The 14245-nt window shown below is 60.4% G+C and carries 11 protein-coding genes; 2 read left to right on the top strand and 9 right to left on the bottom strand.

What is annotated here, in order from left to right:
- Window positions 1-311: 311 nt before the first annotated feature.
- The gene (locus ACYQ0Z_RS05250; protein WP_459865201.1) at window positions 312-965 is read left to right on the top strand and encodes a YigZ family protein; all 654 of its coding nucleotides are present in this window, start codon (window positions 312-314) and stop codon (window positions 963-965) included.
- Window positions 966-1098: 133 nt separating this feature from the next.
- Here the strand turns inward: ACYQ0Z_RS05250 and ACYQ0Z_RS05245 are convergent, their stop codons facing one another.
- From ACYQ0Z_RS05245 to ACYQ0Z_RS05210, 8 genes are all read right to left on the bottom strand, one after another.
- Window positions 1099-2217 (bottom strand): MraY family glycosyltransferase, encoded by a 1119-nt coding sequence (locus tag ACYQ0Z_RS05245; RefSeq protein ID WP_459865199.1) that lies wholly within the window; start codon window positions 2215-2217, stop codon window positions 1099-1101.
- A gap of 129 nt (window positions 2218-2346) precedes the next feature.
- Window positions 2347-2970, bottom strand: a complete 624-nt coding sequence (locus ACYQ0Z_RS05240) for a TetR/AcrR family transcriptional regulator (RefSeq protein ID WP_459865197.1) — start codon at window positions 2968-2970, stop codon at window positions 2347-2349.
- 5 nt (window positions 2971-2975) lie between these two features.
- Window positions 2976-6110: an efflux RND transporter permease subunit gene (locus ACYQ0Z_RS05235; protein ID WP_459865195.1), complete on the bottom strand. Its 3135-nt coding sequence runs from the start codon at window positions 6108-6110 to the stop codon at window positions 2976-2978.
- Window positions 6107-7462, bottom strand: a complete 1356-nt coding sequence (locus ACYQ0Z_RS05230; RefSeq protein WP_459865193.1) for an efflux RND transporter periplasmic adaptor subunit — start codon at window positions 7460-7462, stop codon at window positions 6107-6109. Before ACYQ0Z_RS05230 ends, ACYQ0Z_RS05235 begins: the two co-directional genes overlap by 4 nt.
- 118 nt (window positions 7463-7580) lie before the next feature.
- The gene (locus ACYQ0Z_RS05225) at window positions 7581-8690 is read right to left on the bottom strand and encodes an ABC transporter permease (RefSeq protein WP_459865191.1); all 1110 of its coding nucleotides are present in this window, start codon (window positions 8688-8690) and stop codon (window positions 7581-7583) included.
- Window positions 8690-9841 (bottom strand): HlyD family secretion protein, encoded by a 1152-nt coding sequence (locus tag ACYQ0Z_RS05220; RefSeq protein WP_459865189.1) that lies wholly within the window; start codon window positions 9839-9841, stop codon window positions 8690-8692. The genes ACYQ0Z_RS05225 and ACYQ0Z_RS05220 overlap by 1 nt, the downstream gene beginning before the upstream one ends.
- Window positions 9822-10403: a TetR/AcrR family transcriptional regulator gene (locus ACYQ0Z_RS05215; protein WP_459865187.1), complete on the bottom strand. Its 582-nt coding sequence runs from the start codon at window positions 10401-10403 to the stop codon at window positions 9822-9824. Before ACYQ0Z_RS05215 ends, ACYQ0Z_RS05220 begins: the two co-directional genes overlap by 20 nt.
- A gap of 159 nt (window positions 10404-10562) precedes the next feature.
- Entirely contained in the window at window positions 10563-11297 is a 735-nt protein-coding gene (locus ACYQ0Z_RS05210; protein WP_459865185.1) for a WecB/TagA/CpsF family glycosyltransferase, read from the bottom strand.
- A 203-nt stretch (window positions 11298-11500) separates the two neighbouring features.
- Here ACYQ0Z_RS05210 and ACYQ0Z_RS05205 point away from each other — a divergent pair, with 203 nt between their 5' ends.
- A complete protein-coding gene (locus tag ACYQ0Z_RS05205) occupies window positions 11501-13123 on the top strand; it encodes an S-layer homology domain-containing protein (protein ID WP_459865183.1) in 1623 nt (540 codons plus the stop codon).
- A 121-nt stretch (window positions 13124-13244) separates the two neighbouring features.
- Here the strand turns inward: ACYQ0Z_RS05205 and ACYQ0Z_RS05200 are convergent, their stop codons facing one another.
- On the bottom strand, window positions 13245-14063 hold the full coding sequence (locus ACYQ0Z_RS05200; RefSeq protein WP_459865181.1) for a trypsin-like peptidase domain-containing protein: 819 nt from the start codon (window positions 14061-14063) through the stop codon (window positions 13245-13247).
- Window positions 14064-14245 lie beyond the last annotated feature (182 nt).

Genomic DNA, 14245 nt, shown 5'->3' with positions numbered 1-14245 from the left:
TAGTCTTTCTAGAACCGTTGCCAGCAGGTCAACGCAGTTTCTAGTATAATGAATGCGGTCGTAGAAGACAAGCAACTTTTGATGAAAAATATTCCTAATAAGAGAGCGTCCAACTTCAGCACAAACTTGGTCCTCGGCGTCCACGTTCTGCTAGGTTTCCCCTTGAACACCATCACTCCCCTTTCTCCTGCTCGGGATCTTCACCTTTATAGACGAAGAAGCAACCCGGAAGGTTGCAACCCGTCCGCCCCTTTTTTGCTTCTGGAAACACAGCCCACAGTTCGGTATCCTATGCACGGGAGGTGCTCTTCATGCCACCGGCATCGTACCGAACCGTAAAAGGCTACGGCGAGGCGGAAATCGTCATCCAGAAGTCGCGTTTCATCGCCCAGGTGGCGCGCGCGGAAACCGAAGAGGAAGCGGTCGCCTTCATCACCGCCGTGAAGGCCAAGCACTGGGACGCCACACACAACTGTTCGGCCTACGTCGTCGGCGAGCACGACCAGTGGCAGCGCTCCTCCGACGACGGCGAACCGAGCGGCACCGCCGGACGCCCGATCCTGGAGACGATCAAGCGCATCGGACTCAAGAACACCGTCGTCGTGGTCACGCGCTACTTCGGCGGCATCAAGCTGGGAGCCAGCGGCCTCATCCGCGCCTATGCCGAAAGTGCCGCCGCCGGCATCCAGGCCGCCGGCATTGTGGAGAAGGCGCTTTGCGAACGGCTGCGCGTCACCGTGGGCTACAGCGACTGGGGACGCCTCGAGCACTGGCTGCGCAGTGAAGACCTCCCACTGGCCGATGTGGCGTACACCGACACGGTGCAAGCGCTCCTCCTCTGCCCGCTCGGCACCTCCGCGACCATGGCCACACGTATTGCCGACATCACCTCAGGACGGGCAAAAGTGGAACCTTCCGGAACGGTGTGGATCGAGCGGGATGTGGATTCCCGCGCACACGGATAACTTTATTCGTCATGCCCTTCGGATTTCCTCCTTCGATGACAAAAAATTTTCGCGAATCGGTGAACATCTTGTCGAGAAACAAAAAAACATGCGATTGGCACAAGCCAAGCGCATGTTCTTCCGTCCAATCCTCTTATCGCGCCTCTTTTTGACGCGTCCGGGCATGGCGCACGTCCCCCGCCGCCAACTCCTGCATCCGCGTGCGCACGCGGCGCAAGAAGCGGAGCAGCGGCTTGTGCTTGTAGCCGATCAGGCCCACCACCTCGGCCCCCAGCTGCAGGGCGATCACCAGCACCGCCACCAGCATCGTGGCCACCCACAGCACCGTCTGGGCCTGGTACAGGAGCACCGCGCACAACCCGAACAGGGCGCTGATGGCGTAGATGGTCAGCACGGCGCCGCGGTGCGAAAGTCCCAGGTGCAGCAGGCAGTGGTGAAGGTGGCTCTTGTCGGCTGCGGAGATGGGCTTCTTGTTCAGCTTGCGGCGCACGATGGCAAAGAAGGTGTCCGAAAGCGGCACGCCCAACAGCAGCAGGGGGATGACATATGAAAAGAGGGTCACCTGCTTGAAGCCCATGATCGAGAGGACGGCCAGCTGGAACCCCAGAAAGAGGGCTCCCGTGTCGCCCATGAAGATCTTGGCTGGGTGGAAGTTGAACACGAGAAAGCCCATCGTCGCGCCGAGGAGCACGGCGCACAGCAGGGCCACAAACGTGTTCCCCATAAGGAGTGACACGACAAGCAGCGTGGCCGTGGCGATGGCCGACACGCCCGCCGCCAGGCCGTCCAGCCCGTCGATGAGGTTGACGGCGTTGGTGACGGCAACGATCCAGACCATCGTCACCGGTATGCTGAGCAGCCATCCGATGGAAAAGCCTTCATCAAAGGGCAGGTTGATGAACGTCACGCGCAAGCCAAACGCCACCACCACAAGGGCGGCCACGAGCTGTCCGAGGAGTTTCGCTTTCGGCGACAGCTGGAATCGGTCGTCCAGCGCGCCCACCAGCGCGATAATGCTGCCGCCGAGGAAGATGCCCCATGCGATGGCAGTTTTTGGAACGAAGAGAAAAAACCCCACCACAAAGCTGAGGTAAATCGCCAGGCCACCCAGGCGCGGCATCACCCCGCGATGTACCTTACGTTCGTTCGGCACGTCCACCGCGCCGATGCGCAAGGCCAGCTCCTTCACCAGCGGGGTGGCAACCAGGGCGATGGCCAGCGCCAGTCCCCACGCAAAAATATAGGTTGCCATCCGGGCAATCCCCTCTCCCGTCATCGGCAATCTCGCTCAAGCGATTCCCCCCACCATTTTCACACAGGAAAGGGAGCCCGTCAATGCCGTTTCCACTCTGTTCACGTTTGGTCGCGGTTTTCTCTCGTTCTATCCGGCGATTGGGGTCGGGTGTTCCTCGTTGCTCGCCCGAAGCCCGTGTTCGACGAGCTCAATCAGCCCGGCCACCTGTTCGGTGGAGAGGGCAGCATCGTCGATGAGCGTTACATTGAGCGTGGCAAACAGCCAGAGGGCCGCCAGCCGCGGGCAAACGGTGCGAAACGCACCTTCCGCTATCCCCTCCTCAATCAGCTGTCTGAGGTCCTCCAGAAAGCGTTGTTTCTGTTCGCGAAGCCACAAGTGGAGCTCATCATCGACATGGCCGATGTCCCGCCCGTGCAGATGGAAGGGATACGTTCGGCCCGCCAGCATTGTGAGGTGCACCCGAAGTAAGGTGCGCAGCCGATCCAGCGCCGAGTGCGGACCGGTAATCTGTTCGCGCAGGATCGACAGATGCCAATCGATGAGCTCCTGGATCATCTGGCGAAAAAGATCGTTTTTGTTCTTGAAGTAGAGATACACGGTGCCCTTTCCCACGCCCGCGCGTTCGGCAATCGTCTCGATTTTCGTATTCGCATACCCGAACTCGGCAAATGTATTGTACGCACTGGTGAGAATGGCGTCGCGCTTTCCGTGTTCCGGTTGCCAGGGAAGCAAAGGGGTACGCGCTTGCATCGGTTTTACCCCCAACTTGACACATCTTGCGAAACCGGCAGGCGGCGCGAGAACAAGCGGCGCAGCCGGCCCAACCATTCATCGGTCAGGCTGTAGACGGCAGGAATGAGCAGCAGGGTAACGAGCGTCGAGAAGAGGAGGCCATAGATGACGACGATGGCCAGCGGAGCGAGTGTCTCCGACGATTCCCCGCCAAAATAGGCGAACGGGACGAGAACGAGATTGGTCGAGAGCATGGTCATCAAAATCGGGCGCAGGCGCACCGGCCCGGCGGTCATCAGGGCATCGTTGACGCTCATCCCGCGTCGGCGGAGCTGGTTCGTGTAGTCGACAAGGACGATGGCGTTGTTCATGACAAGCCCGATGACCATGATGAGCCCAATGAACGCCGTCACGCTGAGCGGCATGCCGTGGGTAAAGAGGCCGACCAGGGCCCCGACAAAGGTCGGCGGCAGGCAGAACATGATGACAAACGGCTGGAAAAACGACTCAAACTGCGCGGCCATGATCATGTAGATGAGAAGAATGGCCAGCACCATCGCCTGCGCCAGCGAGGTGAACGATTCGTTCATCTGTTCGGCTTCCCCGCCGAGCGACCAGGTATAACCCTCGGGAAACGGCACGCCGGCCAGCGTCTGTTGGATGTCGCTCATGAGCGCGCCAAGGGAACGCTCACCGGTGGAGTAGACGGTGAGGCGCGCCTGGCGTTCAAACTCGCTTCTTGAGATGGCGTTCGGGGTCCCCTCGGTGGCGATGCGGGCCACATCGCCCAGCGAAACGACGGCGCCGGACGCGCTCCTCAGGACAAGCGTGTCCAGACGGGCAATCTCCTCCTGCCACGATTCCGGAAACGTCAGGACGACGTCGTATTCGTCTTCGCCGTCGCGCATGACCGCAACTTTTTTCCCGCCAAAGGCCACCTGAATGGCGGTCATGATTTCCGCAGGCGACAGCCCATACTGCGCGGCGCGAGAGCGGTCGATATAAACCGCCACCTCGGGCCGCGACGCCTTCATGCTGCTGTCGACACTGGCAACGCCGGGAATGCCTGCGAGGCGCTCCTGCACCTCACTGCTGAGTTCCTCCAGCACCTGGGTGTTCGGGCCGGAGATGTTCACCTGCACCCCGCCCGAACCGGACATCGCCATCTGCGAGTTGATGGAGAGAACAATCCCGGGAATACCGGATGCCCGTTCGTTGAAATCATTCATCACCTGTTGCGTCGACCGCGTGCGCTCGGCAAGCGGCTTCATGTTGACGAAGAGGGTGGCGGTGTTTGATGCGGTCGTTCCGGTCACTTGGGACTGGCCGGACGCGCCGATCATGCTCGCCACTTCCTTGACTTCCGGATAGCTGAGCAAGATCGCCTCCAGCTCGCGCACGACGCGGGCCGTCTCCTCAAGCGCGGTGGCCGCCGGCAGCTCGAGCTGGACCGAGGCCACTCCCTGATCGGTCTGCGGGATAAATTCCGTGCCAATGCGGGGGATGAGCCCCAGGGAGGCAAAGAAAACCAAAAAGGAAAGGAAGATGACGGCAATTCGGTGGCGAAGGCCCCACCCGAGAAGGCGGCGGTACAGGCGCTCCAGCCCCTCTATGGCCCGCTGAAAGGCGCGCGCGGGGTTTACCCTCCGGAGCACCGCTCGCACCCGACCCGCTTCTTCCCCATGGTGCCCCTTCAGAAAGCGGGCCGACAGCATGGGAACGAAGGTGATCGCGCCAAACCAGGCCGCAACATGGGAAAAGATCACGGCCAGGGCCATCGGGGCAAACAGCTCCTTCGCAAGCCCGGCGGCCAGAAGCATGGGTACGAAAACCGACGTCTGGGCAAGCGCCGAGGCGGTAACGGCGGCGGTGACTTCCTTGGCCCCGACGGTCGCGGCCGCTTCCCCGTCTTTGCCCTCGAGGCGATGGCGATGGATGCTCTCGATGACGACAATGGCAAAGTCGACGAGCGACCCCATGCCGATGAGAAGGCCGCCGAGGCTGAGCATGTTGATCGACTGGTGGGACAAGGCCATCAGGGTGAAGGTGCCGATGACCGAAACGGGAAGCATGGTGCCGACGATCAGCGTCGTGCGAAAACTCCCGAGAAACAGGTAGAGGATGGCCATGGCGATCAGTGCCCCGAGCAGGCCATGCTCGACAACATTGTTGATGGAGCGGTTGATGAAGGTTGCGGCGTCGTAGATAACGGAGAGCGTGACCCCCTCGGGGAGCTTCTGTTGAAGCTGTGCAATCTGCTGATGCACACCCTCCGATACCTTGACGGCATTCCCGCCGGACGTTTTCATGACGCTGAGCATCACGAGCGGCTGCCCGTTTCGCGTAGCCTCCTGCGACTTTTCGGCAAAGCCGCGGCGGATTTCGGCAATATCCGCGAGGGCAACGGTCCCCCCCGACGGCAGGGGGATTTGCACCCGCTTGATGTCCTCGATGGTGGTGAATTCGGCATCAAAACGAACGGCGAGCTTTTTGTCGCCCAGTTCCACCGAGCCGGCGGTGAAAAGAACATTGGACTGGGCAATCATCTGCGAAAGGTATGCCGGCGTAAGGCCGTACGCCTGCATCTGCTCCGGTCGCAGGATAACCTGGATCTCTTCCTTCTCACCGCCAATAATGCCGATGGAGGCGACGCCGTCGAGTTTGCGCAGCGCCGGTTCGATGTCGTCTTCGGCGAGCCTCTGGAGTTCCTCGAGCGACCGATTGCCGCTGATCCCGACAATCATGATCGGCTGATCGTTGGGATTGATTCTGAGGACCAGCGGTTTGTTGGCATCCTCGGGGAGCAGATCGGTGATGCGGTCAACCTGCCGCTGCAGATCGATCTGCGCCGTGTCCATGTTCGTTCCCCATTCAAATTGGACGACGACGAGCGATGCCCCGATCTGCGACTGCGATTCGACCTTTCGGACGTTGTTCACCTTGCTAACCGCATCTTCAATCGGCTTGGTGATGAGGTTCTCGATCTCCTCCGGCGACGCGCCCGGGTAGGAAGTGGCCACAACGGCGACCGGCAAGTTCATCTCCGGAAACAGTTCCACGGGCAGCGTCGGGAGGAAGATGAGCCCAATCAGCAACAGCCCCACAACGATCATGGTGATGAAAACGGGGCGGCGGACGGAAAAATCGACGATGCTCAAGACTTCCGGCCTCCTTCTTGCTGACCATCCTCCGGCAGGCGCACCCGGTCACCGTCTTTGACGAGGTACTGTCCCTTGACGACGACATTCTCACCCGGCTGCAAACCGGATGTCACTTCGACATATTTCGACGTCTGACGTCCCACGGTAATTCGGCGCTCGTGCACCACTCCGTCCTTATAAACCATCACGCGCCCTTCCCCGACCTTTTCGCTCGCCATATACGCCTCTGCCGGGATGAGGATGGTGGGTTTTGCCCCTTTCGGCAGGAACGTGACCGTAGCGCTCAGGCCGGAGGCGATCCGGCCCTCGGGGTTCGGGACCTCAATTTTGACGAGGTACGCCTTTGTCTGCGAATTGGGGGTCAGATCTTTGGACGTAACCTTCCCTTGGTATGTTTTCTCTTGAATGGTAACCTTCACAGGATCGCCGACGGCCACACTGCCATAGGCATGCTCCGGCAGATCCACCTCCACGATGGCCGGATTCATGTTGACAATCGTGGCCACAACCGATTGGGGATTGACCATTTCTCCCACTTTCACCGGAAGCGAAGCCACGACGCCGGCCACCGGAGCGGTGACGCTCATGTTCTCCAGCTGGCGGCGAGCGGCGACCAGCGCGGCTTTCGCCTGTTCCACCTGGGCCTCGGCCGCCTTCAGCGCGATCCGTTCATTGGCGATTCTCAAGTTCTCCTGTGCCACCTGAAGGGCCTTGCGCGCGGTCTCGTACCCGCTTTTCGCTTGCTGCAGACCAGCTTCCGCCTGCTTGAATCCGTTCTCGGCTTGCTCCACGGCGGTTTGGGACGCAACCCCGGCCTCAAACAGCGACTTCTGCCGTTGGAGGTTTTTCGCGGCCAGGTCATAGGAGTTCTGCGCAGCTGCCAGCGCCTTTTCCGCTTGGCGCACCGCTTCTTGCGCCTGTTTGACGTTCTGCTCCGCGCTCAGGATCTGCAACGTCGCCTGCGCCTGGGCGTTCTCTTTGCCGGCCTCAGCGGCCTTCACCGCGGCTTCCGCCTGCGCAATTTGGGCCATTACGTCTTTCGTTTCCAGCTGGATAAGAAGATCGCCCGGCCGTACCCGCTTTCCAACTTGGACCGCGACCTTCTCCACGCGACCGGCTGCCTTCGGGAGAACGGCCACCTCAACCTGACCTTTCACTTTGCCGCTGAGCGTCAGCCCTTCATCGAGTACGCCCCTGGTGACCGCGGCAACCTCGACGGTGCGAATCGGCTCTTCCAGCTGAACCGACGCGGGTTTGCTGCTGCATCCCGAAAGTGTCACAAGCATGGCAACGATGGGGACGGCAAACGGGAAAATGCGGGGTACCCTGCGCATGGGGAAAGGCGACACGACAGAACCTCCTTCCTGACTGGACGTCCAGTCATTCATGGTTACAAGACTTATCGTAAGACAAAACCATCTCCCAAAACAAGGCTGTACCCTCACATCTCGAAACCCTCTCACCAACTCAAGACGCTGCCGAGTTCCCGGCCGGTTCGGTTGCCACGGATGCCGTCTCCGATGAATGTGTGTTCCGGCTCTGCCGTTTCACCTTCACCCTGGCCAGCACATACGCCAGGACAAACGTCACCAGCGCCATTTTCAGCAGCACATGCACGTCGCCGGCAACCATCTCCCAGCCATTTCCCTTGATTGCCACTTCCCGCAATCCGTGCAGGAAATACGTAAGGGGGAGGAAATGGCCAAGGGTCGCCACCCAGTCCGGCATCGCCGAAAACGGCCACGTGAACCCGGACAAGAGAAACGAAGGGACAGCGATCAGCATCGTCAGCTGAACCGCCTGCAACGCATCCTTTGCCATCAAGGAAAAGAACATCCCGATCCCCACAAGGGCAAGAATGAAGGCAACGGACAACAGGAGGTAATGGGACGGGCGCCCCAAAAAGGGGATGCCGTATACGGCGTTCGCCATGCGCACCGTCACGAGCGCGTCGAAAAGGCCGAGGAGAAAGTAGGGCACAGCCTTTCCGCAGAGAACCGCCAACGGCGGTCCGGATAGGGCCTCCCGGGTCACGGAGAACGCGATCCCGAGAAAGACCACTTGCTGGACGACGGCACCCAGTAACCCCAACAGAAGGAAGGTGCTGTAACTGAACCCGGGGTTGAATAAGATGCGAAACTCACTGCTGATGGCAACCGGGTTCCCCTTCCATTTCTGAACGGCAAGCTGCAGGGAAAATGTCTGGACGATTTCATTGGCCGCGCGTAATGCGGCATTGGAAACGATCATGTTGCTCCCGTCGATGAGGGTCAGCACCTGACTCGGGTTTCTGGGAACAATTACGCCGACCGCCACTTCCCCCCGACGCAGGGATTGGACCAGGTCTTCCTCGGAAGCGGCGGTTCCCACGACGGCAAACGTCTCCGACGCGTCAAACGCCTGGATAATCTGTTGGCTGAGCACGGATTGGTCTTCATCCAGCACGAGGGTGGCGATTTCCTTTACTTTGTTCTCGCGGTAGAGAGAACCAAATAGAAGCAAATAGAGGATCGGGACCAGCAGCAAAATCGCCAGCACGCGCTTGTTGTGCCAGATTGCTTCCCACTCTTTCGCCATCACTTGGCCCCAATCCATTCCGCTGTCACCCCGGCATAAACGTTGGAAGGCAGTTTCACCTTCACCAGAAGCGAGCGAATGTCCGTCTCGTGCAGGTGGTTCGTCGCTTTTCTCACTGCAAACTGCGGCGCAGGATTCACCGCCACGATCTTCCCTTTCACCTGCTCACCCTGGATCCGGACGGTCACTTCCTGGCCGACCTTCACCTTCTGCCATTTGTCTTCCGGCAGATAGAAATGGACCCACTTGTCATTGGGGTCGGCAATCGTCAGTACGGTCATCCCCTCGCCGATCATCTCGGACGGCTCGACGTTTTTCTTGACTACGACGCCATCGATCGGCGCCCGCAATTCACTGTAGGACAGGTACGCCTCGGCTTCCGCCAACGCTGCCTTCGCCTGGGCGAGCTGGGCCTGTGCCAGTTTCACATCCGCTTGCTGCAGCCCCACCTGGCCCAGCCCCGCCAGCGCCTTCTCCACGGCAGCGCGCGCTTGCTCCACCTGGAACTTACCCGCTTCGATTTCTTCCGGGCGCGGGCCTTTCTCCAACAACGCCAGCTGTTGCACCGCCACTTCGTATTCCGCCTTTGCCTTCTTGTATTCGACCTCCGCTTCGTCAACCTTGGTTTCCGGCACGGCTCCGGCTTCGTACAGCTTCTGCGTCCGTTCGAACATCTCTTTCGCCTTTTCGTAGGCCGTTTTCGCCGCTTCCACTTTCGCTTCTGCCTGCTTCCGCTCCTCCAGACGCGCCCCGCTTACAAGGGCATTGTACCGCGCCTGCGCTTCGTTCAGTGCCGCCCGTGCTTGCAGCAGCCCGGCATTTGCGTTTTTCCGGGTCACGTCCACCGCCTGCACCGCTTTCGCCACATTCGCCTCCGCCAACGCAAGCGCCGCTTTCGCCTGCTCCACTTTTGCCTGCAATTCCTTATTCTCCAATTTGCCGAGCAGCTGGCCCTTCTTCACGCGATCCCCGACATCGACGTACAAGGCTTCCACCCGGCCGCCAATCTTGAAGCTCAGATCGTATTCCGTCTGTTCCACAATGCCCGAATACGTCTCCGCCGAGTGATCGGAAGCATTGCCGAAGTAAAAGGACGAATAGGCAAGCAGCACGGCGAGCGCCGCTGCTCCGCTAATCAGCCACCGCTTCATACTTCCCCAGCCCCTCCAACGCGATCTTGGTAATCGTCCGCATGCGAGAGGGTTCCGTCACCGCCTGCCCGTTCAGGACCGCACGGACGGCCGGAACCGAAACCAGACCGAAGAGGGCACCGGAAACCGTCATCACGTCCAGCTCCCTGTCGATTCGCCCCTCTTCCTGGTCTTTGCGGATTTCCCGGTCCAAGCAGGCAAAATACTCACGCATCACGTCCTGAAGGGGGACGTTCGCCCCCCAAATCGTCTGCAGCAATAACCGGCAAAATTCTCGGTTTTCTTCAAAGAATTCAAGGTGTCTCCGCATCACGCGGGTCCACTTGTCTTCGTGTATCTCTCCCTCTGCAAAGGCCTCTTTCAACAGCGCCGTCAGCCGGTTTATCCCTCGCTGCAAAACAAACTTGAACAACTCCTCCTTGGTCGCAAAGTGGTTGTACAATGTACGTTTGACCACACCCGCCCTTTCCGCAATGAGCTCCATCGATGCATCCGCATAACCGTGCTCGGAAAAGGCAGCAAGCGCCCCCGAATAGATGCGTTCAACCGTCCCTTTCGCCATAGCCGTATACCCTCTCGTTCCCCTCCAACCGCGCTCCTTCGCACGTTTGCACTAGCCAGTGTAAATTATACTCACGGGTATAAAAAAGACAACAAAAACGCCTTCCCGGTGGGGCCTACTCTGGAGGAGATGTCCCCACACGAAACGGGAGGCTCTTCGCTACGCGCGGTCGCGACGACGCATACCTTCACGGCAAACCGCCCACAGAAAACGCGGCAGGTCGAGCATGCGGCGCCACCGCCACGGCTCCTGGACCAGACGATACAACCACTCCAGTCCCAACCGCTGCCAGAGGCGCGGCGCGCGCTTCACCTTGCCTGCGAGCACGTCGAAGCTGCCGCCCGTGCCCATGCACACGCCGGTAAAGCGGTGCTTGTGGCGGGCGATGAACAGCTCCTGGCGCGGGACGCCGAGGGAGACAAACAAGAGGTGCGGCCGCGCCTCCTCGATGCGCTGAACAACGGCCTCCTCCTCTTCCGGCGAAAAGTAGCCGTGGGAATGGCCAACGTACACGGCACCGGGATATTGCCGCTGAAGGGCCCGCAGCGCCCCCTCGTTGCTTTCCGGCGTGGCCCCGAGCAAAAAGACGCGCCAGCGGCGGCGGTCCGCTTCCGCCATCAGGCGGTGCAACAGGTCGTACCCGGCCACGCGCTCGGGGATGGAGTGGCCCAGGATCCGGGCCCCGACCAGAATGCCTACGCCGTCGGGCACGACGAGATCGGCGCCGCGCACCACCGCCGCGTAATCCGGGTTCCGCAGCGTCTGCATCACAATTTCGGGATTGGCCGTGACGACGTGGACGGTGCGGCCGTCTTCCACGGCGCGGACCAGGACGGCCACCGTCTCGTCCATCGTGCGGGCAGAAAACGGAACACCCAAGATGGGTACGGCCATGCGGGAACGCCTCCCTCCCCTAAAAGCTAGAGCCCGTCTCCACAATAGCGAAACCGGCGCCAAAAGAAAAGGCGATGCCGCGCCCGCGAGGCTGTTCGCCATTCTTCCATTTTTCATAACTATCTACGCCAACGCAGCAGGAAATCGCACGATCGGCAGCGAAAGTGGCAAGGGACACCAATCGCAAAAGGAGGAACCGTATTGTGAAGAGAACGTGGCTGCTCATCCTGCTGCTGGTCTTCGTCCTGTCCGGATGCGCGCCGAACGTCGCCATCGTGGGCGAGGCAATGAAAAACCAGCTCGACGTCACCTCCTACGCGTCGACCACCACCTTCGCCCTCGACGCTGACGTGCCCACGGACGGACAGGACGCCCGCGTTGGCCTGGTGCTGAAGGCCCTGCGCGACGGCGTGGTGTTCGATGTGCAACAGAAGGACGAACAGCACGCCCACGGCGTCATCTCCCTGAAAAACCCGGCTTCAATCGTGGGGACGGAGTTGTGGCCCTCGCAGACGAAACCGGCCCTGGAGTTTTACCTCGAGGGCAACGAGGTCTACCTCAAGTCCTCCCTCGACCAAAAGTTCCTGCACGTGCCCGCAGCCGAAGCGCCACTGTCGCCGGAAATGCAGAACGAATTCAACGAACTGGCGAAATCGGTGGTCCGGGAGTACATCGATCAATTCGGCTACCCCTTCAAGAACGTGATCACCACGCCCAATGTGGACGTCACCCTTCCCAACGGGAGCAAGGTGTCCACCACGCACGTCAGCATCACGCTCGACCTGGAGGAAGCGCATGAGCTGCTCGTCTACTACCTTGAAAACCTCAGCAAATTTGACGGGCTCGACCGGCTCATGGCCGGCATCGGGGAAATGACGGGTGAAGACATGGCCCAGGTCGTCCCGGAAATAAAGGCCAACCTGGCGCAAGCGGCAAACGTCCTCAAACTGGTAAATGTAAAGGAGCTGGCGGCACGAGGGGTAAAAGCCGACATCATTGCCGAGTACTGGATTTCCGCCGACAACCGCTTCGTGCAGGATCACCTGAAGGTGGACTTCAACCTGCCCGGCAATGCCTTTCCCGGTAACGCGCTGCCGAACCTGACCCTGCGAATGGATGTCTGGAGCCAGTACTGGAACCACAACGGGCCGGTGGAGTACCCCGCGCTCACCGATGACCGCGTCGTTACCTTGGAACAGCTGGCGTTCAACCCCGACGAATTCGACAGCTTTGGCGCGGGCGGCCCCATGCGCGCGCTGGCAGAATCGGCGTTCTTGCCTTTCGAAGATGTGCCCGACTCCCATTGGGCCTACTGGCCCGTGACCGCCCTGCGCACCCTGGGCGTCGTCAACGGGTATGAGAACAACCGTTTCCTTCCCAGCCAACCCATCACCCGGGCGGAATTTGCGGCCATCACCGTCAATGCCCTGGGCCTTGAACCCGCAGAAGAAAACCTCTCGGCGTTTAAAGACGCCACACAAATCCCCGCTTGGGCGCGCGAGGCGCTGCAAGCCGCCGTGCACGCCGGGCTGATCCGGGGATACAACGACGGCACGTTGCGCCCCAATCAGCCCATCACCCGCGCCGAACTGGTGGCCATTTTGGTGCGGGCGCTGGAGCTTCCGCCGGCAGAAAACCACCCGCTCCCCTACGCCGACCGCGATCACATCCCGCGCTGGGCCGTTCCGGCGGTGAAAGCAGCCACCGCCCACGGGCTGGTCGGCGGACGAGACGGCAACCGTTTCGCCCCGAACGACAAGGCCACGCGGGCCGAAGCGGCAACCATCCTGTACCGCATTCTTCAGTCGCTTCACAACGGGCAATAACCAGCCAACCGATTTCGCGGTTCCCCATCCCTTCCAAACGCGTAGCCCCCGTGGTGCATCACGGGGGCTGCCGTTTTTCCTTCATTTTCCTGTTGTTGCACGGAATCCGGCGCGGAATCGTTTATCGATTCAAAAACCGTTGAATCTCCTCCACCCGCACGGCAAAGCCGAGTCCTTCAATGCCCACCTCGCTGCCCTTGAACACAACGAGGCCGACCACCTGTCCCTGCAGGTTGAGAAGCGGCCCCCCGGAGTTGCCCGGGTTCACCGGTGTGTCAAATTGAAGGTAGCGCTGCGAAAACCCGGGGATTTGGCGTGCCGTATGGCTGATGATGCCCCGCGTAACGGTATACATCAGGCCTTTCGGATGGCCAACCGCGATGACCGTTTGCCCCAGGCGATACGATGAAGCCAGGCGCACAGGCTTGACGTCCTCGAGGGGCTTAACTTCTACCAGTGCCAAGTCGAGCAACGACGATGTCTTGACAACTCGTCCGGTGTATTGGCGGCCGGTGAGGGTTTGAACGGTTACGGCGCGCCGGTTTCCCACCACATGGGATGCGGTCAGGATGTGCGTGTTGTCCACGAAAAAGCCTGTTCCCAGCTGATCCCCGCTCAACACCGCCACGACGGAAGGGAGCGCGTTGGCCACGACGTTGATGACCCGCTCCTCTTCGCTCTCCATGCGCACCCGTTCCTGTTGCAAGGCGGCGTGAAAATTGGCCAGCATGGCCGCCACTTCCGCACGCGTCACCGGCCTGTCGGGACGAAACGTACCGTCCGGGTAGCCGCTTATGACCCCCATCTGCTGCATCTGCGCCACGGCCTCGGCGTACCAAGCCCGGGGGGAGATGTCGCGGAAAACGGTCTGGGCGAGGGTAACACCACCCAAGAGGAAGATCAGGAAAGCAACGCCCAATCCCGCCACGACCTTTTTCATCTTTCTTCACCTCGTTTCCCCATGACAAGCTGTTCCTCACGCTAAAGAATTAAACTCCAGATTAAAGTACAGCCCAGACCCCCCACACCAACGCTCAACAAAAGGGATGCCTGGATTGAGGCATCCCACTTTACCGAAACTTCACACCACTTTTCGCGACATCATCCTTCCTCCACTTGGCC

Source organism: Calditerricola yamamurae (genome assembly GCF_054654135.1).
Note: the sequence above shows the minus strand (reverse complement) of the source record. Positions and strands in the feature narration are given on the sequence as shown.

Bases quoted from the DNA above. Each gene is read 5' to 3' on its own strand.
- ACYQ0Z_RS05250 (WP_459865201.1), top strand. From the start codon at position 312: ATGCCACCGGCATCGTACCGAACCGTAAAAGGCTACGGCGAGGCGGAA.
- ACYQ0Z_RS05245 (WP_459865199.1), bottom strand. From the start codon at position 2,217: ATGGCAACCTATATTTTTGCGTGGGGACTGGCGCTGGCCATCGCCCTG.
- ACYQ0Z_RS05240 (WP_459865197.1), bottom strand. From the start codon at position 2,970: ATGCAAGCGCGTACCCCTTTGCTTCCCTGGCAACCGGAACACGGAAAG.
- ACYQ0Z_RS05225 (WP_459865191.1), bottom strand. From the start codon at position 8,690: ATGGCGAAAGAGTGGGAAGCAATCTGGCACAACAAGCGCGTGCTGGCG.
- ACYQ0Z_RS05220 (WP_459865189.1), bottom strand. From the start codon at position 9,841: ATGAAGCGGTGGCTGATTAGCGGAGCAGCGGCGCTCGCCGTGCTGCTT.
- ACYQ0Z_RS05215 (WP_459865187.1), bottom strand. From the start codon at position 10,403: ATGGCGAAAGGGACGGTTGAACGCATCTATTCGGGGGCGCTTGCTGCC.
- ACYQ0Z_RS05210 (WP_459865185.1), bottom strand. From the start codon at position 11,297: ATGGCCGTACCCATCTTGGGTGTTCCGTTTTCTGCCCGCACGATGGAC.
- ACYQ0Z_RS05200 (WP_459865181.1), bottom strand. From the start codon at position 14,063: ATGAAAAAGGTCGTGGCGGGATTGGGCGTTGCTTTCCTGATCTTCCTC.